Raw genomic sequence first — 21,236 nt, forward strand, 5'->3', positions numbered from 1 at the left:
GCGACCAGCATATTGGGGATAGCGTTCATATCTACCGCACTCGTTCTGCACAGCCGAGTGAGGCTTATTGTCAGGCATCTGGCCGCAGTTAAATATCTCGTCGGCCGGAGGCCGTAAGATAATCGTCACTCGGCCGGAGCCGAGCGACTGCTAAAGTTTACTCCAACCATGCACGTCATTGCGCGGAGCGATAGCGACAAAGCAATCCCCGATAGAAAAGTCGGCGACCAGCATATTGGGGATAGCGCTCATATTTACTGCACTCGTTCTGCACAGCCGAGTGAGGCTTATTGTCAGGCATCTGGCCGCAGTTAAATATCTCGTCGGCCGGAGGCCGTAAGATAATCGTCACTCGGCCGGAGCCGAGCGAATGCTAAAAATAAAAAAAGCGATGAGTAAAACCCATCGCTGAAAATATCATTTGTTGTATTTGAAATTACCTTAAATCCACCAATTCAACGCCGGGGTGTGCTTTTTTATCAAAGGCAAATACAGTTTCGGCTGCTTTGTAGTTTGGTGTAAAAGTGCGCAGCGTGTAGGTGTACTTGCTGCCGTTCTTGTCAAAGATCTGGGCGCTGTACAGTTGGTTCTTGACCTTATCAACCATCAGCCGTACTTTAAAAAAGCTTTTCTTGGCATCCTCGGGTGTCAGGTCTATCACCTGATATATCTTGCCACCAATTTTCTGCTGACCGGTGTACAGGTATTTATATCCTTTCTCATATAGCGTAAAGATCTTGGCCGGGTTAAAGCTCTCTTCGCTGTTATCTGCGTCGCTTAACTGTACTTCGTTAGCATCTTTAAGGTAAGTCCACTGGCTTTTACCATCGCTGATGATCTCCTGCATAACGGTTGGTTTCGCCGTATTAGAGAGCATGGTCACCTTATATTTGTTCGTTTTTGAACGGGCGATCAGCGTACCTGTTTGTTTTTGCTGTATTCCCGCCATTTGGTTATCAATCGTTAAGCTAAAATCGGTTTTAACGGCATCATAGCTGCGGTATTGGGTGCTCAATTTACTCAGAATCGCTTTAGCATCGCCATCCTTTTGGGCAAACGCTCCGGTAATAGTCAGGGCCGAAGCCAGTATCAATAGTGTTAATTTTTTCATGTGCAGATTAATTCAAGCGTGATAACAATAACCGCTATGGCTTGTAATAGTTTAGAGCAATTTAACCCTGATTAGTTTAATCGCGCGGTTTTTGCAGGGTTTCCAAGTGGCGTTCCAGGCTGTATTCGTCGGGATATAGCACTTCACGGGCCTTGCTGCCTTCAAACGGGCCAACAATACCGGCGGCTTCCAGCTGGTCAATGATCCTGCCTGCACGGTTATAACCTAACTTCATTTTACGCTGAATTAAAGAGGTGGATCCCTGTTGGTGCAGCACGATCAATCGCGCGGCATCCTCAAACATCGGGTCGCGGTCATCCGGGTCAAAATCTTTTGCACTGCTGCCTGCCTCACCCTCGCCCACATACTCCGGCAGGAACATGGCCGATGGATAGCCACGCTGGTTGCCGATAAAGTCGGAGATGCGCTCTACCTCCGGTGTATCAACAAAGGCACACTGCAGGCGGATCAGGTCGCTGCCGGTTGAGAGCAGCATATCACCGCGACCGATCAGCTGATCGGCACCACCGGCATCTAATATGGTACGCGAATCTATCTTAGACAGTACCCTAAACGCTAAACGCGCCGGGAAGTTGGCCTTAATAGTACCGGTAATAACGTTAACCGATGGCCGTTGCGTAGCAATAACCAGGTGGATACCTACTGCACGCGCCAGTTGGGCTATACGCGCTATGGGCTGCTCAACCTCTTTACCGGCAGTCATCATCAAATCGGCAAACTCGTCAATTACCAGTACAATAAACGGAAGGTAACGGTGCTTCTCCGGGTCGCTTATTTTGCGGTTTACAAACTTGGTATTATATTCTTTTAAGTTACGTACCTGTGCATCTTTCAGCAAGTCATAACGCTGGTCCATCTCTATACAAAGCGAATTGAGCGTGTTCACCACCTTTTTAGTATCGGTGATAATAGCATCTGCCTCATCGGGCAGTTTAGCCAGGAAGTGCCGCTCTATCTTGCGGAAGAGTGTAAGCTCCACCTTTTTAGGGTCGACCAGTACAAATTTTAATTCCGCAGGATGTTTTTTATAAAGTAGCGATACCAATATAGCGTTGATCCCTACCGATTTACCCTGCCCAGTAGCACCCGCAACGAGTAAGTGGGGCATCTTAGCCAAATCGGCGATAAAGACCTCGTTACTGATCGTTTTACCTAATGCGATAGGCAAGTCCATTGTGTTATCGCGCCATTTTTCAGTAGCGAGGATTGACCGCATAGACACCATCTCGGGGTTTTGGTTAGGCACCTCAATACCGATAGTACCCTTACCCGGCATAGGGGCAATGATACGGATACCCAATGCCGCTAAACTCAGTGCGATATCGTCCTCGAGGTTCTTGATCTTGGAGATGCGCACCCCTGGCGCGGGGATAATTTCATAGAGCGTAACAGTTGGGCCGATGGTGGCTTTGATCTTATCAATCTCAATATTGTAGTGGTTAAGCGTCTCCACAATCTTGTTCTTATTTGCTTCCAGTTCGGTCGAGTCTACCGAGATCTTGTTGGTGCCGTAATTCTCTAACAGGTCGATAGTCGGGTATTTGTACGATGCCAGTTCCAGCTTATGATCATAAGTGCCAAACTGTTCAACCAGGCTTTTAGCCTTGGTGTCATCGCTTTCTTCAATGCTTAAAATTGCTTGCGGGCGCTCTACATTAATCGTCAGCGGGATCTCGTTATCTTCTTCAGGCTCGTTACTTACATAAGGCTCGGGCGTAAGCACAACCGGCTCATGAAAGGTTGATGTTTGCAGGATAGGTTCCTGCTTTACCGGCTCAACTTTTGCCATCCTTTCGGCAAGGGTATCCTTAACCCGATTGCCGTTGCGCGGCCACTCTACAGGCAGGGAAATCTCTTCTTCAACCAGTTCAACCGGCTCGGGCGATACCTGGTCAACCGCTACAGGCTCAACCATACGGTCGCGCAGTTTAGGGATCTTAAAATCGATATTGTAAGCGATGATCAAAACGGTTAGCCCGGCAAAGATAAGGATGCCGCCCGTGCCCGATTGGCCTATTTGTGCGCTCAGTAAACGGTTGGTCCAAAAACCAAATTCACCCTCTAAAAAGTGTGGGTAATCTATCATAAAGGCATGAAAAAAGCCGATAGCGATAGAAACGAACACCATGCTGAACAACGTGTATGCCAGCATTTTACTTACCGAAAATAATTTTATTTTAAATAACAGGCGGTAACCTATCACAAAGAAAATGAACACAAAGGCAAACGATGCCACACCAAACCACTCGAAGATGAACTGGTTAGAAAGCAGCGCGCCAAATTTGCCCAGCCAGTTATCAATCATGGGGTTGTTAACGCCGTTCTCTAATAATTCTTTAGTGGTTTTAAACAGGTTGCCCCAACCACCGTTAGCTTTTGATACGTAGCTTTGGTCCTGCTCCCAGGTAAACAGGTACGATGTAAAAGCAATCAGGAAAAATACCGACAGTACCAGGAAAAACAAGCCGGCAATTTTAACGGCGCGGCCGTCGCGCAGGTCAAATAACTGCAGGCGCTCGCCCAGATCTTTTACCGCGGCGCGTTCTTTTTTAGGTTTGGCACCAGGTTCGCGCGGGATATTCTCTTCCTTAAAACTATTTGATCTGAACTGGTTTCCTTTAGTCGGCATCCTGAGTATGGGCGTTTGATTGCAAATATAAAGTTATTAGATTAAACAGATATTTTTTAATTTTTTGATGAAGAGCTCGTGTTATGTTTCATGGGTTTAAAAGCAACTTCCCAAACCACAGTATTACAAATACTATAAAAAATAAAAAGCCCTTAACCGTTACGATAAGGGCTTTATTATAAATGTGTTTTTATTACAGGCCGAATCCGTAAGCTAAACGTAGGCCTATGATACCGTTTCTATAACCATTACCCGGTATATTTTCATAACGCACTCCTACGTCCCATTTTTTTGATGCATAACCGATGCCTCCGGAGCCCAAAAATTTTGTATCGCCGCCGCCATTATCAACCTGAAACCCTATACCCCCTTCTGCGCCGACGTAAATATTTGAGGTTACAAATGCTTTAAAACCCACCTTTACCGGGATAACATCTAAATCATAACGTGCTTTATAGGATTGCGAGCCATATTGAATAAGAACATCCTTTGGGAAAAAGTGGTAAATACCCGACGTAAAGGTTAAGGCAAAACGATCTGAAATGCCATACTGCAGTCGGGGCGTTATGCCTAAGCCGAAGTTAGTAGTGTTAGTAAGACTGCCGACAGGTAATAATCCGTCTATGCCGATACCGAACCGGAGCTTGCTTTTTTCAATAGATTGCGCATTCGACTGGAGACCGACAAATAAAGCTGACGCGGTCAAAAGGATTGCGAAGAATTTTTTTTGGGTGTTCATAGTGTGTTTGGTTTTAAATTATCAGCCTGAAACGGCTAAAAAATTAAAAATTGTGTCGTTTAACTTTATTTAACAAAATGGTTAAACACCGGGCGGCTAAACTTCAGAACAGATTTCTGTAAAACCTGCCAGGCAGCTATCGTAAGGAATATATATTTTTCTTATACCGTAACCTGCGGTGTAAGGCAGTAGTCCAACACATACTTTTACCAAACCCGTTATCGCCATGATCAAAAAAATACTCAGTTTGTTAGTGATCACACTTTCAATAAACTGCATCTCCAACGCACAGCAAATGAACACTGCCAAATTAGATAGCTTTTTAAATGTATTAGCAGCTAATAATAAGGCGATGGGTAGTTTAGCCATAGCGCAAAACGGCAAAATAGTTTATCAAAAAGCTGTAGGGTTTGCGGCTTTAAAAGACGACCTTAAAATACCGGCGACCGCTAAAACTAAGTATCGCGTAGGCTCTATAAGTAAGATGTTTACCGGCGTAATGGTGATGCAACTAATAGAAGAAGGGAAACTATCCTTAGCAACCACTTTAGATCAGTTTTACCCGCAGATGCCTAACGCAGCCAGGATCACAATAGCCCAGTTAATGGGCCACAAATCGGGCTTATTCAATATTACAAATGCGCCCGATTTTGGTACCTATATGACCCTGCCCCAAACGCATGAGGCAATGGTAGCCAAAATGGCCGCCCTTAAACCTGCTTTTGAGCCGGGCGCTAAATATGAATACAGCAACACCAATTTTATTTTATTGGGTTATATTTTAGAAAAGGTAACCGGCAAACCCTACCCCGAATTAGTTAAACAACGAATCGTTAATAAATTGGGATTAAATGACACCTACTATGGCGGGCAAATAAACCCGGCCAACAATGAGGCACTATCTTACGATTTTGCGGATAAATGGAAGCAATTGCCGCAGACAGATATGAGCATCCCCGCGGGGGCCGGGGCAATGGTTTCAACCCCTGCCGACCTGGTGAAGTTTATTGAAGCATTATTTGCCGGGAAACTAGTGAGTAAAACAAGCCTGGCGCAGATGCAGCCCTTTCAGGCTGGGTATGGCCTGGCCATGCGAAAATCGGGCGAGGGTGATGAAGCAAGTTACGGTCATAATGGCGCGATAGATGGTTTCCGGGCGGAGCTTTCTTACTTCCCTGCGCATAAACTTGCTATTTCCTATACATCAAACGGTGGTATTTACTTAACAGATAAAGTGCTGAAAGGCGTTACCAATATCGTTTTAAACAAGCCGTTTGAGTTACCTACTTTTAAGTTGATAACGTTGAAAGCGGAAGATCTGGACAAATACATAGGTGTATATACCAGCCCGGCATTCCCGCTCAAAATTACGGTAGGCAAAAATAGTGATAATACACTATATGGACAGGCTGCAGGGCAATCCCAGCTTCAGTTGGATGCAGTTGCTAAAGATAAATTTGAACATGCGCCGGCCGATATCCACATGGAATTTAATACTGTTAAAGGGCAGTTCACTTTAACCCAGCGCGGAAAAATCATTGTGTTTACCAGGGAATAAAGCCCACTGTTATTCAAATTGCAGTTCCCAATGGTCTTCGCCGCCGTCAACAATGCGAAAGATCTTTTTCTCGACGGTTTTATCGCTGTCGGTAGAATCGATGCGGACAATCTCATGATCGTGAAATTCCAGAGTTTTAGGGACCATGATAACGGTGATAGAATGCGGATCGCCGGGGGCTGTTAAAGTTTTCATAGGTTTTTTAATTATGATGGGTTAACAAGGGAGCGGCGAATAAGTTTCTACTGCTTTCTCTGTCAGTCTGAGCCTGTCGAAGACTTAGGCAGATATATGGTTCGACAAGCTCACCATGACTCTTACAGTATATTGTCAGTCTGAGCCTGTCGAAGACTTAGCCAGCTGTTTGGTTCGACAAGCTCACCATGACCCTTACAGTATATTGTCAGTCTGAGCCTGTCAAAGACTTAGCCAGCTGATTGGTTCGTAAGCCAATGAGAAACTACTCATACTTCACCATACACTCCTCGCAATAAAAACTTGTGCGATGCGAGCGGCCTGTATTTTCCTTTCTAAACGGGATGTGATTACGCGGACAGATCTTTTGATTATATGCTTTCCAGTGTTTATTTAACGTGCCGGCGTTGCGTTGCTCCAGAAATTCATAGCTGTATTTGATGGCCTCGTTGATCATTTCCTTGACTTTTTTTGGTGGCATAGCGCTTACCACGCTTTCCGGATGTACTTTAATGCGAAATAGTACTTCATTTTTGATGATGTTCCCCACACCCGAAAAGATTTGCTGATCCATCAACGCATCGCAGGCAAGCAACTCGGGGATAGCTTTCATCTTTTTAACGGCCTTTTTGCTGTCCCACTTGTCGCTCATAATATCGGCCTGCCAGTCGTAGACTTTATTTAATGGCTCCTCTATCAGATGCAGCAATACGGCATAAAAGTTCAGTTCACCATCTTCAAACTGCAAATTCAGGCGCGGTGGTTTTTCGGTATGCTGATTAATACGGTAGCTGCCAAACATCATCATGTGGATGCGGACGGTAAACTTGGGGAAGCAGATCAAAAAATGTTTGCCCCAACTTTTAAAATCGGTAATGGTTTGGCCCTTGAGGATATTGGCATCCAATGTTTTGTTATTGCAACTGGCCTTTATAACCTTTTTCCCTTTGAACTGCTGTACGGCTTCTTTTAAAATGAGGATGCTTGGCCCTTCCGGCATAAAATTAGTTTATGCTGATGATGCAAAGATTAAGCCAGCGACAAATAATTTTAAATATCTGCTTACTCTTTCACTTTCATTCTACGTTCCATCACTTCCCTCCAGGTAGTGAGGATAAAACCTTTTTGTTTTAGAAACGCTTTCAAGCGCGGGTCGGTCATGGCCAGCAGGTCGCCTTTACGTTTCTTGCCGGTGTCGGAGATCTGGTCAAAATTTGGCGATGGATCGGTACAATGCATAATTACCATGGTTAACCCGGGTGAGAGGCGGCCGATACTTTCAATATAATGGTCGGTATACCATTTTTGAATCTGCTGATCAGTTTTGTGCGCGATATCCGGCATATTCCAGTCGTAACTGCTGTTGTGCAGGTCATCTAAAACCGGCAGGCCATTCTTCCACAACATTTCGCCAACGGCTTTTGCCTTTACTAAAGGCGCAGGTTCGGGTATGGTCATTCCCTCTATATATTTTCCTTGTTTTATTAGCTCAGCGATAGTTGCGGCCTTTGCTTCGGCACGATAAAAAAGATCATCCCCACCGGGGAACATTACGGGTACTTTCTTTTCGATCCCCAATTGCAGGTACTTTTCCATAAAGGCGTCTTTAGCGAAAAGTGTCCCCATGTGCGAATCGAGATGCGTAGGTACAAAACCCATCGCAATAGCCCTGTCGTACTGCGCACGGATTTCCTTGTCTATTTCATCCGGCTTGGCCGAAAAGTATACCGCCCCTACCGAGGCGTACATTGCCCCCTGCTTATCAACCAAACCCGGCACCTGGTTTTTACCGGCAAGCGGCCCCCAGCGGTAGTTATCCCATTCGGAGGTGAGCGTTAAGTGCAAGCCAGCGTCCAGCGTTGGGTGTTTATCCAAGTAAGCTTTAAACTCCGGCACCCACGAGCAGGGCATCATCACGCTGGTTGAATTAGCCACACCTGCGCTGGTTGCGTTCTCTACCCCAAGATTAGATTCATGCGACATACCCGCATCATCTACATGCAGGATTATTACCCTTGCGCCTTTAGGCCAGCCCAGTTTTTCGGCATAGGTTTGGGCGTTGGTGACTATGGCGGCGCAAAGCGCGATGGTGAGGAGCGTTAGTTTTTTCATTTCGATAATTATATTATTCGCAAAGACGCATTTTTTTTCTGAGCCTTGTCATGCGATACAAACGCAGATGTATTCTCACGCAAAGACGCAATTTTTTTTCTTAGCGTCTTCGCGCCTTTGCGAGACATAAAGACAATTACACCCTTATATAGATCTTGTTCTGATCCAATACTTTACCCACACACCAGCATATCAGCATGTAACTGATCGCGAATAGTAATGAACCTATCGCCCCCGGTGCTATCACCTGGTAAACCGTACTGTTGATCCAGTCGAAAAAGTTGTGTTTGCCTACCGGGATCATCCAGAAAGCGATGATCAATATCTCCGACAGGATGTAGATGGCCAGTGGGTTTTTACCTACGGTAGTGAAGAATGCCGTCCAGTTCCAGCCGTTCCATTTTTGGATCTCTACGGCGTAGATTAGGGCAGATAAGATGATGAGGTCTAACCCAACCGTATGCAAAGTAAACGGGCTCGACCATAATTTTTTACCCATCGGGAAAGTCATATTCCAGCACCAGGCAATGAACAGGAACAGGCAGCCCGTTAACAACATTTTGGCAATGGTTTCAAAGCCCTTGCCCTTTTCCTGGATGTATTTACCGGCAAAGTAGCCGCAAATAACGTTCACAATCGCGGGCAGCGTGCTCAAAATACCCTCCGGGTCAAAAGCAACATGTTCGCCATGGTACAGGTGGCCGTCGCCCAAAAGGTATTTATCCAGATAAGTACCTGCATTGGTCAGCATGTCATAGGGAGCCGCCGGATCACCGTAAACCAGTAATATTACCTGATAACCCACCAGCATCAATATGCTCAGTGCTATGATGGTACGTGCCGATTTGATGAAGTATACAATAAGCGATGCAAACAGGTAGCATAGCGCAATGCGTTGCAGCACGCCCATGATACGTGTACCGCTGATGGGCCTTAAAACCCAGTGCCCTTCATGCAGATCGGCAAACGGGAACCAGTACATCAGGTAACCGATCAGGAATATCAATATCGCCCGCTTAAATATTTTCGCCAACACCGCGCCAGTGCTTAAGCTGTCAAACTTTTTGCTGGTAAAACTCATGGCGTTACCTACCGCGAACAAAAACGATGGGAACACCAGGTCGGTTGGGGTAAAGCCAAACCAGGCCGCATGTTCTAAAGGTGCGAAGGGGTGTGCCCCGCTGCCGGGTGTGTTTACAATGATCATGAAACAAATGGTCATGCCGCGGAAAACATCCAGCGAAAGGAACCGTTCGGGCTTTTGGGGCATAGTCAATAAAGGTTAATGGTACTCAGGATTATGGGTACAATATATAAATTTATCACGGCAATTAATACAGCGCTATTAAGGTTATTAAATTAATTTAATAAGTATATAAAGGCGTTTTATTCCAAATCAATTTGCTAAATCACCCTTTTAAATGCCTAAATGTTTTTAATTTTGAACTTGATGCTTACCATGACCGCCCATACGCTTGAAAAACTGGAATTGCTGTTAAAAACAGCCGGTTACCGCGTAAGGTATGAGAAAGGTAATTTTAAAACAGGGGCCTGCCTGCTGCAAAGCAGCCGTGTGGTTGTAGTAAATAAATTCGCCAACCTGGATAGTAAAATTGCATCAGTAGCCGACCTTGCCCGCACATTAGAGATAGATTATAAACTGCTTGATGAAAAACAGGCTGCATTTTTGCACCAGATAAAACAAACCCAACTGCAGCTGTGATCATTACTTTTTTAGGTACAGGCACGTCGCAAGGCGTACCCGTTATAGGTGATAATTGTGAAGTTTGTTTATCTGCCGATACGCATGATAAACGCTTGCGCTCTTCAATACTGATAGAGGCTGATGATAAAACCATTGTGGTTGATTCGGGGCCCGATTTCAGGTACCAGATGCTGAGGGCTAACGTGCAGCACCTGGATGCCATTGTGTTTACCCATGAGCATAAAGATCATGTTGCCGGGATGGATGATATCCGCGCGTTTAATTACAAGCAAAACGGCCCGGTTGATATTTATGCAGATGAGCGCGTTCAAAAAGCCCTGCGCCGCGAATTCCCTTACATTTTTGACGATAAGGGCATCCCGGGTATCCCGCAAATAAACTTAAACACCATTAGCTTAACACCCTTTGTTGTGGGCAGCGTGCACTTTACGCCTATCCAGGTGATGCATTATAAATTGCCGGTGCTGGGTTTCCGAATAAAAGATTTCACTTATATCACCGATGCCAAGACAGTTTCTGTCGATGAAAAGGAAAAGATCCGCGGGACAAAAATACTGGTGATTAACGCCCTGCAAAAAGATAAGCATATTTCGCATTTTACGCTGGCCGAAGCCATTGCTTTTGCACAGGATATCGGTGCCGAAACAACCTATTTTACCCACATCAGCCACCGCCTGGGCAAACATGCCGACGTTTCAAAAGAACTGCCCGCCGGGATAGAACTGGCTTACGACGGACTGCAGATCACCATCTAAAAAGCATTCCCAAATTGTTTATTTAACGGTTTTATTTTTACAAGCGGCGCAAACCGGTAAATTGCGGCAACCTATTGTTGCCTCATGAAACCCATTGTATACCTAAGTACCGCCGTTGAATTAATGACCGACCAACCGTTAACAGACCTGTTAACGGTTGCCTGTAAAAACAACGCGTTCAGGAATGTGTCGGGTATTTTACTTTACAGCGAGGGTACTTTTTTACAGGTTTTAGAAGGTGCCGAAGACGACGTGGATAAAATATTTAATATAATTGCGAAAGACCCGCGGCATAAAAATTTAGTAACACTGGCAGACGAGCCGATAAATCAAAGGGAGTTTGCAAACTGGTCTTCGGGCTTTACATCCGTATCCTTATCACAGGCAATAGACCTGTCAGGTTACCTTATGCCGGGCAATAAGTTAAATTTAGATAATGGCGACAGTACGGCGCGGCTATGCTCAAAACTTTTATAGAACGCAATAAACTCGAAATTATCTATTAATTAAAAAATATCTTTTAATTGTCAAAGCAATAACAACAATTTAATTTATTCATAACTTATTAAGTTAATTCGTAGGGTGTATATAAATAATAAAATTGCCCCTCTGATGAAAAATATTGTCTACGTAAGTACCGCTATCAAGCCATTGCCCAAAGATATTTTAATGGAAATTTTGGTAACCTCACGTTTGTATAACCAAACACACAATATATCAGGTATATTACTCTATGCCGAAGGCACATTTATACAAGTATTGGAAGGCGACGACAACGAGGTAGATCATATTTTCGGCCAGATAATTACTGATAACAGGCATAAAAACATTATCAAACTTATCGATGGCCCTATCAATCACCGTAGCTTTGCAGATTGGTTAATGGGGTTTTCATCTTTGGAAGAACAGGAAGCAGCAAACCTGTTAGGCTACTTGCGGCCACCGGGTAATTGGGATAATAATGGCAGCAACAGTGCGTCTGTTGCCACCATCAAAGCTTTTTTCGAAAGCAATCAGCTTAATATCAGTTACTGATCGTTATCCAATCCTCTGCCGGTTTTATGTTGCAGTTCGTCAATCTTTTTAGATGCATCGGCCTTGCTCAGGGTTTCATCAAACTCCTCCCCCGCTTCGGCAGATAATGTGGTGAGGTAGGAATGTTGTGCGCCCGTCATGGGCTCATCGCCGGTTGTCCATTCATCCGGATCCTTTACCATGTTTGAGCCTTTAATTTCATTTTGATCTGCTGCATCATCAAACAGCTCCTGATCTTTATTTTCTTCAGTCATAATATTTAATTTGTATGATAGTAACCATCATATCAATTAAATTGTTTGCTAATAAAATTAGTTATTTCAATAAATCCTGACGTAGCTTACCATATCGATGGCGCCACGGTAATCTTTGCCCGGGCCTTTCTGGTGCTTATCTACCCTGCCGCGGATGGTGAGCAAACGGTTATTGATCTTGGAAAAGTTACCATCTCCGAACTGAAAAAGACCAGTATTAGTGCCTGGCAACACCAGTGCACAATCCTGCGAAAAATTCACCCATACAGACCGGCGGTTACTATGTTCGGCAAAGGTGCTGTCGTTTACCAATGCCGATAGTTGCTTACCCTCCACATACTTACCGGTAACCTCAACATATTGCTTGTCATAATATTTAAGGCTATCTACCAAATGCGAAAAAGTAATCTTTTTGTAGATAACCCCTTCAGAGCATTCGCTGGTGTAGATATTTTGTGGCCGGCTGCATGATGCCAGGGCCAAAGCCGCTATTATCCCAACAAATATTAATTTATCCGTAAACATCAAATTGCTTTTTAATGGTCATACAAGGTAGGCATTTGCCCCTATCTCAAACCACCTTTTATTGTAAGATTATTGCGAGAATTACACGAACATTTTACACTGCGCTACCCTTTGCTTAACCTTAAATTGCATATTTTTACCACTTAACACATAGCATGAAAAAGTATAGCCTCCTGATATTTCTTGCGCTGGCCTGCCTAAACAGCTTTGGCCAGATAGCGATGCCGGTAATTGATACCACACAAAAAGTAGAACCCAACCGCAAAAACAGCCCCGCCCAGCAAAAAAAGCCGTACGTTATTTTAATCTCGGCCGATGGTTTCCGTTGGGATTATGCAGATAAATACCATGCAGACAACCTGATCCGCCTACGTAAAACAGGCGTGGCGGCTACCTCTATGCTGCCTTCTTACCCATCGGTAACGTTCCCTAACCATTACGCGATGGTAACCGGCCTGTATCCATCGCACTCGGGCCTGGTAAACAATACTTTTTATGACCGCGACCGAAAAGATTTTTACAGCATGGGCAATAAAAAGAAAGTTGCCGATGGCACCTGGTACGGCGGCAGCCCGCTTTGGGTACTGGCCGAGAAACAGCAAATGCTGTCCGCCAGTTTTTACTGGGTAGCGTCCGAATCGGCCATTGAAGGTATCCGCCCTACTTACTCCTATATTTATAACGAAAAAATAGCGATTCATGACCGGATTGCCGCTGTGGTTGACTGGCTGAAACTACCCGAAGCAGAACGCCCCCATCTCATCACCTTTTATTTCCCGCAGGTAGACCATGCCGGGCATTTATTTACGCCGGAGTCGCCGGAAGTCGCGCATGAGGTTCATTTTGTAGATTCGGCTGTAAACGAGCTAACCAGAGCCGTTAAAACTACCGGGCTTGATGTAAACTTTGTGTTCGTATCAGACCACGGGATGACGAAGGTTGACACCAAAGAACAGATCAAAATTCCGGCAGCTATCGATACCTCAAAATTCACCATCTCCGGCGACGGTATTTTAGTGGAGTTATACGCGAAGGACAAAACATCTATACAAAGCACTTATGAAGAATTGAAGAAGGAGGCTAAAGATTATCAGGTTTATTTGAAAACCAACGTACCTGCCCGGTTGCATTACGGTGCGGCAGACGATTGGCACAATCGTATTGGCGACATCTTGCTGATACCGGCTTGGCCAAAGGTATTTAACCTGAGCAACCGTAAAACCATTAATCCCGGCTGGCACGGTTACGACCCTACTTTAGTTAAAGACATGCACGCCACGTTCTATGCCTGGGGGCCGGCGTTTAAAAAGGGACTGACCATCCCGGCTTTTCAAAATGTGGATGTTTTTAACATGGTCAGTAGTATTCTCGGGCTTAAAATAAACCCGGATGATAAGGTAGACGGCACTAAAAAATTAGCAGATGAAATTCTCTTAAAAAAGCGATAATTTTAGTTAAAAAGTACAAAGAGTATTTAAAAAAAAGAACATGAAATTATCTATCAAAATATTCATACTGCTGATGCTGCCTGTAAGCCTTTTTGCGCAGAGCAAGGTGGCACTAAAAAAGCAGGCGAACATAGTTGTAAACGCGATCATGGCTAGCGACTATAATACGGTAGTAAATTACACTTACCCCAAAGTGATCGAAATGTCGGGTGGTAAACAAAAGTTGGTACAACTGCTAACTGCAGGTATGAACCAGATGAAAGCGGGCGGTATGTCCATAAAAAGCGCAGCCGTTGGTGAGCCGGGCAAGTTTTACAAGGCTGGTAGCGAAATTCATTGCCTGGTGCCGCAAAGCATCAGAGTGGCCACTGCAACATCCAGCATTGTAGGTAATAGCAACCTGCTGGCTGTAAGCCGCGATGGCGGAAAGAACTGGACCTTCCTGGATCTTAACAAAAACACCATCCAAGCCATACCGAAGATCTTCCCAAACTTTAATAAAGATCTAAAGATCCCCGAACCAAAAACGCCGGGTTTTTAACTAAACATCGGCGTATTTACATTGTTAACGAAGAATGAGGAACACCAATATAGCCTACTTACTTGCCCGCATGCCCATAGCCATGAGTATGCTTGGACATGGTTTAGTACGGATACCTAAGTTAGTTAAATTCAGTGCGGGCATCGAAAAACAATTTACAAATACCATGCTGCCGCATGCGTTAGTATATCCTTACAGCATCGTACTGCCATTTTTGGAACTGCTTACCGGCATCTTGCTGATCTTAGGTTTATTTACCCGCTTTGCGAACATACTGGGTGTGGCTATTGTACTCAGTTTAATTTTCGGATCAACCATGCTCGAAAAGTGGGATGCTGTATTTACCCAGATAATTTATGGAGCTTATTTTGCCTTGCTCTATTTATTTGCCGATCATAACAGGTACTCAGTTGATCAACTGATCACCGGGAATAAATCTAATTTAGTTTAATGAGGATCAATCGTGTTTTAATGTGCCTGCTCCTGCCTTTTCAGCTTTTGGCCCAAGATACTACTGCGTTTAAAAAACAAGCCATGCGCTATGCCGTGGCAACATTTGACGGCGACCATAAAACGGTAATCGAACTTACTTATCCGGTATTGATAGACCTGTCCGGCGGGCCCGAGCTTATGCAGAAACTCATTACAGATAAAATAGAAACCCTGCGCAAACGCGGCGTCACCCGTTTTGACGGCACTGTAGGCTCGCCGGGTAAATTCTACAAGGCGGGGAGCCAGATCCATTGCCTCATCCCCGAATACATCATCTTTAAAATGCCTAAAGGCCATTACGCAGGCCAATCGTATTTGCTGGGCGTAAGCGATGATAAAGGCAAAAAATGGAAATTTTTAGATGTGGGCAGCATGCCGCCAAACATCCTGCATAAACTGCTGCCTGATTTTAATAATGAATTGGTGATACCCGAATCGCCAAAACCGGTTTATTTTGACGACTAAGTAATAACCGACTGATATTTTATTAAATTGGGGTAAATTTTATCAGCCTCTTTTATGCAACGCAGAAACTTTTTAAAAACAGGATCATTAGCCGGGTTAACCTTAACTACACTGGTAACGGCAACATCATGCAGCACACCATCGGCAGAAAACAAAACCGACGCCAACGGAAACACCATAGACGATTTTGAGCTGAACGAAGCCACGGTTGACAGTCTGCAGAAAATGATGAAGGATGGCACACACACGTCCCGAGCCATAACCGAGCGATACTTAAAAAGAATTGAGTCCATTGACAAAGCCGGCCCAAAGCTTAACGCGGTTATCGAACTGAATAAAAGCGCCTTAGATATGGCCGATGCCATGGATAAGGAACGTAAGGCTAGAAAGATCCGCGGCCCGTTACACGGCATTCCGGTACTGATCAAAGACAACATTGATACCGGCGATAACATGCATACCACCGCTGGCTCCTTAGCTTTAGGTGATCATTTTGCCAAGCAGGATGCTTTTATTGTGCATAAACTCCGCGCAGCTGGTGCCGTAATTTTAGGTAAAACCAACCTGAGCGAGTGGGCCAACTTCCGTTCATCACGCTCCACCAGCGGCTGGAGCAGCCGCGGGCTGCAAACCAAAAACCCGTATGTGTTGGACAGGAATCCAAGCGGATCGAGCGCGGGAACGGGATCAGCTGTGGCCGCTAACCTGTGCGCCATAGGCATTGGTACCGAAACGGATGGGTCGGTTGTTTCACCATCGTCGGTAAACGGTTTGGTGGGCATTAAACCTACTGTAGGCTTATTGAGCCGAACAGGAATCATCCCCATCTCCAAAACACAGGATACCGCCGGGCCGATGACCCGCACCGTAAAAGATGCGGCCATACTACTTACCGCTTTAGCCGGCATCGACCCGAAGGACAGCTACACCCTAACCAGCAAAGCTGAAAAAGACTACACCAAATTTTTAGATGCAAACGGCTTGAAAGGTAAGCGCATCGGCGTTGAAAAATTAGAACACCCCAATGCAGGCACCGAAAAATTAATGCAGGACGCTATTGCAACGCTTAAAAAACAAGGTGCAGAGGTAGTAGAAGTAGAATTATCAAAGTTAATGAAGGAAGCCGGCGGATCAGAGTTTTTGGTGCTGCTTTACGAGTTTAAGGATGGGCTGAACCAATACCTTAGCACAGCAGGCGCCAAAGTAAAAAACTTGGAAGATGTGATTGCCTACAATAAAGCGAATGAAGACAAGGCCATGCCGTTTTTTAAACAGGAAACGCTGGAACTCGCCCAAACCAAAGGCGACCTGAACAGCAAAGAGTACCTGGACGCATTAAAAAAATCGACTGGTGTTAGCCGCGCGGCTATCGATAAAATCCTGAAAAATAATAAGCTGGACGCCATAGCCGGGCCAACCAATGGCTTTGCGGTATGTATCGACCTCATCAACGGCGATTATGACAACGGTTTCTCTTTCTCTACCCCCGCCGCAATGGCTGGTTACCCGCACATTACTGTACCGATGGGTGCCTGGCACGATTTGCCGATGGGCCTCTCCTTCTTCAGCACCGCCTGGAGTGAGGGCGAACTGATCAAAATAGGATACGCTTACGAACAGGCTTCTAAGAAACGTTTAAAGCCGGAATTTAAGACGGGGCTATTTGCGTAGTAAATGTGTCATTGCGAGCGATAGCGCGGCAACCTCAGAGGACAAGCGGGCATGCTGAGATTTCCACATCGCTACGCTTCCTCGCAATGACATAGTTTAACACCCTCCTCACATTCCGAAGGTGACACCATTTTATCCGATGTTGATACCATTTTTTGAGCAGCTTGATGATGCACCTTTGTACCATCATCTAAAACAAACAAAAAATGGAACCGACAAACAAAATTGCATTGATAACAGGCAGCAGCAGGGGCCTTGGTAGAAACGCCGCGTTAAAATTAGCACATAAGGGTAATGATGTGATTATCACTTACCGCAGTAAAAAGGAAGAGGCAGACGAGGTAGTAAAAGAAATTGAATCATTAGGCTTACGCGCTGCTACTTTACAGTTAGATACCGGCGTAGTATCAACTTTCGCGGCGTTTAAAGATGAATTAACAGCAGTATTAAAGCAAAAATGGAACAGGGATACTTTCGACTTCCTGATCAACAATGCCGGTATAGATGCCGCATCGCCATTTGCCCAAACTACCGAAGAAGATTTTGATAACCTTTTTAACGTACATTTTAAAGGCGTCTACTTTTTAACCCAAACCCTGCTCACCACCATTGCCGATGGTGGCCGCATCATCAACCTGTCAACAGGTTTAACCCGTTTTGCTACGCCGGGTTATGCGGCTTATGCGTCTATGAAGGGCGCTATCGAGGTATTTACCAAATATCTGGCTAAAGAATTAGGTAGCCGGGGCATTGCGGCAAACCTGGTTGCACCCGGCATTATCGAAACCGACTTTACCAAAAGGGCGTTCGATAGCCACCCCGGCATGCATGATTTTATCTCGTCAATCACCGCTTTAGGCCGCCCGGGCCAGCCGGATGATATAGGCGGTGTGATTGCCTTTTTATGCAGCGAAGATGCCCGCTGGATCAACGCGCAACGCATCGAAGCTTCGGGCGGTATGTTCTTGTAGTACCAACCGAATTTAAAAAGAGGGATGTTGCTATAACTACCCCTCCTTTTTTGATTTTATTGCCAGGGTAATTTAAAAAAGCGCCGATAAACGGTAACTTGCAATGTTTTAAATGATCATTATGGAATTTGGCCGTGTACCCGATGAGCAAATAAGCAGTGTAGATTTCCGCTTACCTGCTAACCCTCAATTTACTATAGACACCCTCGCTGCTGCCGATAAAAACAAGCCTTTGCAGGTGCATGTAGGTTGTGCCAAATGGGGCCGTAAGGAATGGGTGGGCCAGATTTATCCGCTAAAAACCAAAGACGCCAACTTTTTGGATGAGTACGTGAAGCATTTTAACTGCATTGAGTTAAATGCCACGTTTTACCAGGTCTACGGCCCGGAAACCATTGCCAAATGGAAACTGAAGGCAGATACCAATCCCGACTTTAAATTTTGCCCTAAATTTTCGCAAAGTATCAGCCACATCCGCAGGTTAAAAAATGCAGATGACATTACTACTCAGTATTATGAGGGCATCATGGCGTTCGGCGAAAAGCTGGGGCCTTTGTTTTTGCAGTTGAGCGATAATTTTACACTCAAAAGCCTGCCCGAACTGACCGCCTACCTTGAGAAATTGCCTACCGATGTGCCCGTATATGTGGAGTTAAGGCATAAAGATTGGTTTGCTGTTCCCGAAAATAAGGAAGCTGCTTTTAATCTTTTTAAACGCCTCAATATCGGCTCAATCATTACCGATGCGTCGGGCCGGAGGGATGTGGTACACATGATGCTGCCCACCCCAAGCGCATTTATCCGCTTTGTTGGTAACGGCTTGCACCCTACCGATTATGTGAGGTGTGACGAGTGGGTGGATAAAATTGTGGAATGGAAGGATATGGGCTTGCAAAACTTATGGTTTTTTATGCACCAGCACGATGAACGCTACTCGCCCGAGTTATGCGACTATGTGATTGAACAACTAAATAAGAAGCTAAATATCAACGTACACCGCCCGCAATTTATTGGTAAGCAAAAGGATTTGTTTGGATAAAATGACTCACGCTGTCATTTCGAGGGAAGCGTAGCGACGAGAAATCCTCTGTGAATGAAAGGTGTAGATATTGCTCTGGAAGAGGATTTCTCCTCGTTCCTCGTTCGAAATGACAATTTGAATGATACTTCTAATTACCTGTAATAAGTATGCTGGCGCTTAATGTAGTTCCTCAGATCGAGCACTATGCCTGCAAAGAAGTAAAATATCAGCGGGAAGCCGACTGCTAAAAACGAGGTATAAATAAAAAACAAGCGGATTTTGGAGATCGAGATATTAAAACGCTCGCCAAGGTAAGTGCATACCCCAAAAGAGTAACGCTCAAAAAAGGTGAAGATCCGTTGTAACATATCAAGCGGGTTTTAGTATTTTAATTCCAACGCCACATTGCAGGCATTTCTTATGATCGCAGTAGTTATTTTTTAGCTCCAACAAAGCCTGCGATTCAAAGGCTGTGTTTATTTTCAGTCCTAAGTTAGCAAAATCTGCGGTTATATTATTTTGCTCGCCCGGAATATTTTCTAACAACTTTAACGCACGGCTTATAAAATATTGTTGTTGCAGGTGCCGGCCATAACTAAAAAGAAACAATGCAACCGTATTCAGCAATATAGTGTCAACTGACGAGGCACCTAAATGTTTGCCCGCAGGTTTTGACTCCTTATCAAACCTGTAATGTGTTTCCCAGTAAGGGTTTACCTGTAAATTGCTAAATAGATCGCGCAATTGTTTTACTTCTTTCGTTTCGAGTATCTTACTGAACAAATGGTTGCTCTGTACCACCAAAGCAGCAAACTGCGCCAGCCGGATAGTTGGGAAGTTCTGCGGCCTCATCCGCAGGAACTTCCAAAGGTGGTTCTCTATCGGTGTAAGGCTAAACTTTTTCTGTAGGAACTCATACTCGTTTTTTAGCTTCTGCGGATATTCATCGGCAAAGTCTTCATTCAAAAAACCTGCCTGCCCAAATATCAGTGCCTCTATCTGCATCGGGCTGTTTTTATGTTTACCCAAAATACTTTGCGGCAACGATTTGGCCATCAGCTCGAAAGGCAATGCATTCGTTTTGAACCCGAAATTAGCCGCCAGGAATTGGTAAAAAGTTTCTTCCCAATCACCTCGGTTTTGGTTGAGGGCGGCGATGACTGTCTCCGACCTTTTCTCTAAACGCTCTACCAAGATCCGGGTGAGCCAATTTTCCATCGTAAGGCCATCTACTTTTGCGATGCTGGCTTCGCAGGGGATAATGGTTTGCGTCCCGAATACCAGGTTATGGTAACGATTATACAGGTCGGGGTTAATACGGTCTTTCAATTCCAGCGTGGGTACACGTTTGCCATCCTTACGGATCAGCGGCTCGTCATCGCGGTAAACCACATGCAGGATCACATTATCGTAAGCATTATCTGTAGTGTGGCCGTGGCGCTGCCAGTCGGATGATGATAAATGCAGCTCGGCATTCCCCGCCCAGGTGGTCTCGCCTATCCGGATGCGGGCATTCTGGAAATCGGGCCCGGCATGGGTGTTATGCAATCCTGCCGAGTAAACCTCCAACTCTTCGCCCTCGGTAGTTTGCAGGTTCAGCCTGTCGAACAGGCGAAACTTCCATACGTAGTGCAAAAAATCTTCGGTGAAAAGCATGATGTAAGTTAGGGAAGAATGGGACTAAAACAAATAGCTAATAAAAATTATTGCAGTTCGTTTAAGCGCGTCGTTGCGACGTACGAAGCAATCCCCGATTTGATTAGTGCTCCGTTAGTAATGGTTTTGCTATTTAAACAGTCAGTGGATGTTCATTTTTTCGTGTTTTAATTTTTCTATTAGGTACACAAGAGGGCTTCGCCGTTCTTTTTCCGCAAAAAAGAAACGAACCAAAGAAAACTGCCGGCTTGGTAACACTCTTTGAAAGTAAGTGAGTTTTCAGTGCCTGTGATAACCGTGTGTTACGCTAT

24 protein-coding genes are annotated in these 21,236 nt (G+C 44.9%); 12 read left to right on the top strand and 12 right to left on the bottom strand.

The annotated features are described in order from the left end of the window. Positions 1-436: 436 nt before the first annotated feature. The 4 genes from IDJ76_RS15055 to IDJ76_RS15070 form a co-directional block, all read right to left on the bottom strand. Entirely contained in the window at positions 437-1,111 is a 675-nt protein-coding gene (locus IDJ76_RS15055; protein WP_191164172.1) for a LolA family protein, read from the bottom strand. A gap of 76 nt (positions 1,112-1,187) precedes the next feature. Then, positions 1,188-3,761 (bottom strand): FtsK/SpoIIIE family DNA translocase, encoded by a 2,574-nt coding sequence (locus tag IDJ76_RS15060; protein WP_191164173.1) that lies wholly within the window; start codon positions 3,759-3,761, stop codon positions 1,188-1,190. Between the two features lie 193 nt (positions 3,762-3,954). After that, positions 3,955-4,500 carry a hypothetical protein gene (locus IDJ76_RS15065; RefSeq protein WP_191164174.1) on the bottom strand — a complete coding sequence of 182 codons (546 nt, stop codon included), beginning with the start codon at positions 4,498-4,500 and terminating at the stop codon, positions 3,955-3,957. A gap of 96 nt (positions 4,501-4,596) precedes the next feature. After that, the gene (locus IDJ76_RS15070) at positions 4,597-4,779 is read right to left on the bottom strand and encodes a hypothetical protein (RefSeq protein WP_191164175.1); all 183 of its coding nucleotides are present in this window, start codon (positions 4,777-4,779) and stop codon (positions 4,597-4,599) included. A gap of 16 nt (positions 4,780-4,795) precedes the next feature. On the opposite strand from IDJ76_RS15070, the gene IDJ76_RS15075 reads away from it, so the two are divergent. Beyond that, positions 4,796-6,058, top strand: coding sequence for a serine hydrolase domain-containing protein (locus IDJ76_RS15075; protein WP_191164176.1), 1,263 nt, complete (start codon positions 4,796-4,798; stop codon positions 6,056-6,058). Between the two features lie 9 nt (positions 6,059-6,067). On the opposite strand, the gene IDJ76_RS15080 is transcribed toward IDJ76_RS15075, so the two are convergent. The 4 genes from IDJ76_RS15080 to IDJ76_RS15095 all read right to left on the bottom strand — a co-directional run bounded on the left by IDJ76_RS15080 (position 6,068) and on the right by IDJ76_RS15095 (position 9,635). Next, entirely contained in the window at positions 6,068-6,253 is a 186-nt protein-coding gene (locus IDJ76_RS15080; protein ID WP_191164177.1) for a hypothetical protein, read from the bottom strand. A gap of 265 nt (positions 6,254-6,518) precedes the next feature. After that, on the bottom strand, positions 6,519-7,253 hold the full coding sequence (locus IDJ76_RS15085) for a DNA-formamidopyrimidine glycosylase family protein (protein ID WP_191164178.1): 735 nt from the start codon (positions 7,251-7,253) through the stop codon (positions 6,519-6,521). A gap of 62 nt (positions 7,254-7,315) precedes the next feature. Further along, positions 7,316-8,365, bottom strand: a complete 1,050-nt coding sequence (locus tag IDJ76_RS15090; RefSeq protein ID WP_191164179.1) for a polysaccharide deacetylase family protein — start codon at positions 8,363-8,365, stop codon at positions 7,316-7,318. A gap of 136 nt (positions 8,366-8,501) precedes the next feature. Beyond that, a complete protein-coding gene (locus tag IDJ76_RS15095; protein WP_191164180.1) occupies positions 8,502-9,635 on the bottom strand; it encodes an acyltransferase family protein in 1,134 nt (377 codons plus the stop codon). A gap of 159 nt (positions 9,636-9,794) precedes the next feature. Between IDJ76_RS15095 and IDJ76_RS15100 the strand changes: the two genes are divergently transcribed. The 4 genes from IDJ76_RS15100 to IDJ76_RS15115 all read left to right on the top strand — a co-directional run bounded on the left by IDJ76_RS15100 (position 9,795) and on the right by IDJ76_RS15115 (position 11,881). Beyond that, positions 9,795-10,088 (top strand): hypothetical protein, encoded by a 294-nt coding sequence (locus IDJ76_RS15100; RefSeq protein WP_224746348.1) that lies wholly within the window; start codon positions 9,795-9,797, stop codon positions 10,086-10,088. Further along, a complete protein-coding gene (locus tag IDJ76_RS15105; protein ID WP_191164181.1) occupies positions 10,085-10,846 on the top strand; it encodes an MBL fold metallo-hydrolase in 762 nt (253 codons plus the stop codon). Before IDJ76_RS15100 ends, IDJ76_RS15105 begins: the two co-directional genes overlap by 4 nt. 84 nt (positions 10,847-10,930) lie before the next feature. Continuing rightward, a complete protein-coding gene (locus tag IDJ76_RS15110; RefSeq protein ID WP_191164182.1) occupies positions 10,931-11,323 on the top strand; it encodes a BLUF domain-containing protein in 393 nt (130 codons plus the stop codon). A gap of 135 nt (positions 11,324-11,458) precedes the next feature. After that, positions 11,459-11,881, top strand: coding sequence for a BLUF domain-containing protein (locus IDJ76_RS15115; protein ID WP_191164183.1), 423 nt, complete (start codon positions 11,459-11,461; stop codon positions 11,879-11,881). Here IDJ76_RS15115 and IDJ76_RS15120 read toward each other — a convergent pair. Then, complete coding sequence (locus tag IDJ76_RS15120) at positions 11,875-12,135, bottom strand: DUF3072 domain-containing protein (protein ID WP_191164184.1); 261 nt, start codon at positions 12,133-12,135, stop codon at positions 11,875-11,877. The two genes, IDJ76_RS15115 and IDJ76_RS15120, sit on opposite strands and share 7 nt — an antisense overlap. A gap of 66 nt (positions 12,136-12,201) precedes the next feature. Continuing rightward, positions 12,202-12,660: a hypothetical protein gene (locus tag IDJ76_RS15125; protein WP_191164185.1), complete on the bottom strand. Its 459-nt coding sequence runs from the start codon at positions 12,658-12,660 to the stop codon at positions 12,202-12,204. Between the two features lie 155 nt (positions 12,661-12,815). Between IDJ76_RS15125 and IDJ76_RS15130 the strand changes: the two genes are divergently transcribed. The 7 genes from IDJ76_RS15130 (at position 12,816) to IDJ76_RS15160 (ending at position 19,287) form a co-directional block, all read left to right on the top strand. Beyond that, on the top strand, positions 12,816-14,108 hold the full coding sequence (locus tag IDJ76_RS15130) for an alkaline phosphatase family protein (protein WP_191164186.1): 1,293 nt from the start codon (positions 12,816-12,818) through the stop codon (positions 14,106-14,108). Between the two features lie 40 nt (positions 14,109-14,148). Beyond that, the gene (locus tag IDJ76_RS15135; RefSeq protein ID WP_191164187.1) at positions 14,149-14,649 is read left to right on the top strand and encodes a hypothetical protein; all 501 of its coding nucleotides are present in this window, start codon (positions 14,149-14,151) and stop codon (positions 14,647-14,649) included. Between the two features lie 34 nt (positions 14,650-14,683). After that, the gene (locus tag IDJ76_RS15140; protein WP_191164188.1) at positions 14,684-15,100 is read left to right on the top strand and encodes a TQO small subunit DoxD; all 417 of its coding nucleotides are present in this window, start codon (positions 14,684-14,686) and stop codon (positions 15,098-15,100) included. Then, positions 15,100-15,606, top strand: a complete 507-nt coding sequence (locus IDJ76_RS15145; RefSeq protein WP_191164189.1) for a hypothetical protein — start codon at positions 15,100-15,102, stop codon at positions 15,604-15,606. Before IDJ76_RS15140 ends, IDJ76_RS15145 begins: the two co-directional genes overlap by 1 nt. A gap of 54 nt (positions 15,607-15,660) precedes the next feature. Further along, entirely contained in the window at positions 15,661-17,277 is a 1,617-nt protein-coding gene (locus IDJ76_RS15150) for an amidase (protein ID WP_191164190.1), read from the top strand. A gap of 206 nt (positions 17,278-17,483) precedes the next feature. Beyond that, a complete protein-coding gene (locus IDJ76_RS15155; protein WP_191164191.1) occupies positions 17,484-18,248 on the top strand; it encodes an SDR family oxidoreductase in 765 nt (254 codons plus the stop codon). 112 nt (positions 18,249-18,360) lie between these two features. Then, positions 18,361-19,287, top strand: coding sequence for a DUF72 domain-containing protein (locus tag IDJ76_RS15160; RefSeq protein ID WP_224746349.1), 927 nt, complete (start codon positions 18,361-18,363; stop codon positions 19,285-19,287). 134 nt (positions 19,288-19,421) lie between these two features. Here the strand turns inward: IDJ76_RS15160 and IDJ76_RS15165 are convergent, their stop codons facing one another. Beyond that, the gene (locus IDJ76_RS15165) at positions 19,422-19,637 is read right to left on the bottom strand and encodes a PspC domain-containing protein (RefSeq protein WP_191164192.1); all 216 of its coding nucleotides are present in this window, start codon (positions 19,635-19,637) and stop codon (positions 19,422-19,424) included. Between the two features lies 1 nt (position 19,638). Then, entirely contained in the window at positions 19,639-20,925 is a 1,287-nt protein-coding gene (locus tag IDJ76_RS15170; RefSeq protein WP_191164193.1) for a DUF2851 family protein, read from the bottom strand. Between the last annotated feature and the right edge of the window lie 311 nt (positions 20,926-21,236).

Origin of the sequence: Mucilaginibacter glaciei (assembly GCF_014773245.1) — a bacterium.
In the GTDB taxonomy this organism is placed as follows: domain Bacteria; phylum Bacteroidota; class Bacteroidia; order Sphingobacteriales; family Sphingobacteriaceae; genus Mucilaginibacter; species Mucilaginibacter glaciei.

Excerpts from the sequence above, each read along its gene's own strand:
- IDJ76_RS15055 (WP_191164172.1), bottom strand. The coding sequence starts at position 1,111 with ATGAAAAAATTAACACTATTGATACTGGCTTCGGCCCTGACTATTACC.
- IDJ76_RS15060 (WP_191164173.1), bottom strand. The coding sequence starts at position 3,761 with ATGCCGACTAAAGGAAACCAGTTCAGATCAAATAGTTTTAAGGAAGAG.
- IDJ76_RS15065 (WP_191164174.1), bottom strand. The coding sequence starts at position 4,500 with ATGAACACCCAAAAAAAATTCTTCGCAATCCTTTTGACCGCGTCAGCT.
- IDJ76_RS15070 (WP_191164175.1), bottom strand. The coding sequence starts at position 4,779 with ATGCAGTTTATTGAAAGTGTGATCACTAACAAACTGAGTATTTTTTTG.
- IDJ76_RS15075 (WP_191164176.1), top strand. The coding sequence starts at position 4,796 with ATGAACACTGCCAAATTAGATAGCTTTTTAAATGTATTAGCAGCTAAT.
- IDJ76_RS15080 (WP_191164177.1), bottom strand. The coding sequence starts at position 6,253 with ATGAAAACTTTAACAGCCCCCGGCGATCCGCATTCTATCACCGTTATC.
- IDJ76_RS15085 (WP_191164178.1), bottom strand. The coding sequence starts at position 7,253 with ATGCCGGAAGGGCCAAGCATCCTCATTTTAAAAGAAGCCGTACAGCAG.
- IDJ76_RS15090 (WP_191164179.1), bottom strand. The coding sequence starts at position 8,365 with ATGAAAAAACTAACGCTCCTCACCATCGCGCTTTGCGCCGCCATAGTC.
- IDJ76_RS15095 (WP_191164180.1), bottom strand. The coding sequence starts at position 9,635 with ATGCCCCAAAAGCCCGAACGGTTCCTTTCGCTGGATGTTTTCCGCGGC.
- IDJ76_RS15100 (WP_224746348.1), top strand. The coding sequence starts at position 9,795 with ATGTTTTTAATTTTGAACTTGATGCTTACCATGACCGCCCATACGCTT.
- IDJ76_RS15110 (WP_191164182.1), top strand. The coding sequence starts at position 10,931 with ATGAAACCCATTGTATACCTAAGTACCGCCGTTGAATTAATGACCGAC.
- IDJ76_RS15115 (WP_191164183.1), top strand. The coding sequence starts at position 11,459 with ATGAAAAATATTGTCTACGTAAGTACCGCTATCAAGCCATTGCCCAAA.
- IDJ76_RS15120 (WP_191164184.1), bottom strand. The coding sequence starts at position 12,135 with ATGACTGAAGAAAATAAAGATCAGGAGCTGTTTGATGATGCAGCAGAT.
- IDJ76_RS15125 (WP_191164185.1), bottom strand. The coding sequence starts at position 12,660 with ATGTTTACGGATAAATTAATATTTGTTGGGATAATAGCGGCTTTGGCC.
- IDJ76_RS15130 (WP_191164186.1), top strand. The coding sequence starts at position 12,816 with ATGAAAAAGTATAGCCTCCTGATATTTCTTGCGCTGGCCTGCCTAAAC.
- IDJ76_RS15135 (WP_191164187.1), top strand. The coding sequence starts at position 14,149 with ATGAAATTATCTATCAAAATATTCATACTGCTGATGCTGCCTGTAAGC.
- IDJ76_RS15140 (WP_191164188.1), top strand. The coding sequence starts at position 14,684 with ATGAGGAACACCAATATAGCCTACTTACTTGCCCGCATGCCCATAGCC.
- IDJ76_RS15145 (WP_191164189.1), top strand. The coding sequence starts at position 15,100 with ATGAGGATCAATCGTGTTTTAATGTGCCTGCTCCTGCCTTTTCAGCTT.
- IDJ76_RS15150 (WP_191164190.1), top strand. The coding sequence starts at position 15,661 with ATGCAACGCAGAAACTTTTTAAAAACAGGATCATTAGCCGGGTTAACC.
- IDJ76_RS15155 (WP_191164191.1), top strand. The coding sequence starts at position 17,484 with ATGGAACCGACAAACAAAATTGCATTGATAACAGGCAGCAGCAGGGGC.
- IDJ76_RS15160 (WP_224746349.1), top strand. The coding sequence starts at position 18,361 with ATGATCATTATGGAATTTGGCCGTGTACCCGATGAGCAAATAAGCAGT.
- IDJ76_RS15165 (WP_191164192.1), bottom strand. The coding sequence starts at position 19,637 with ATGTTACAACGGATCTTCACCTTTTTTGAGCGTTACTCTTTTGGGGTA.
- IDJ76_RS15170 (WP_191164193.1), bottom strand. The coding sequence starts at position 20,925 with ATGCTTTTCACCGAAGATTTTTTGCACTACGTATGGAAGTTTCGCCTG.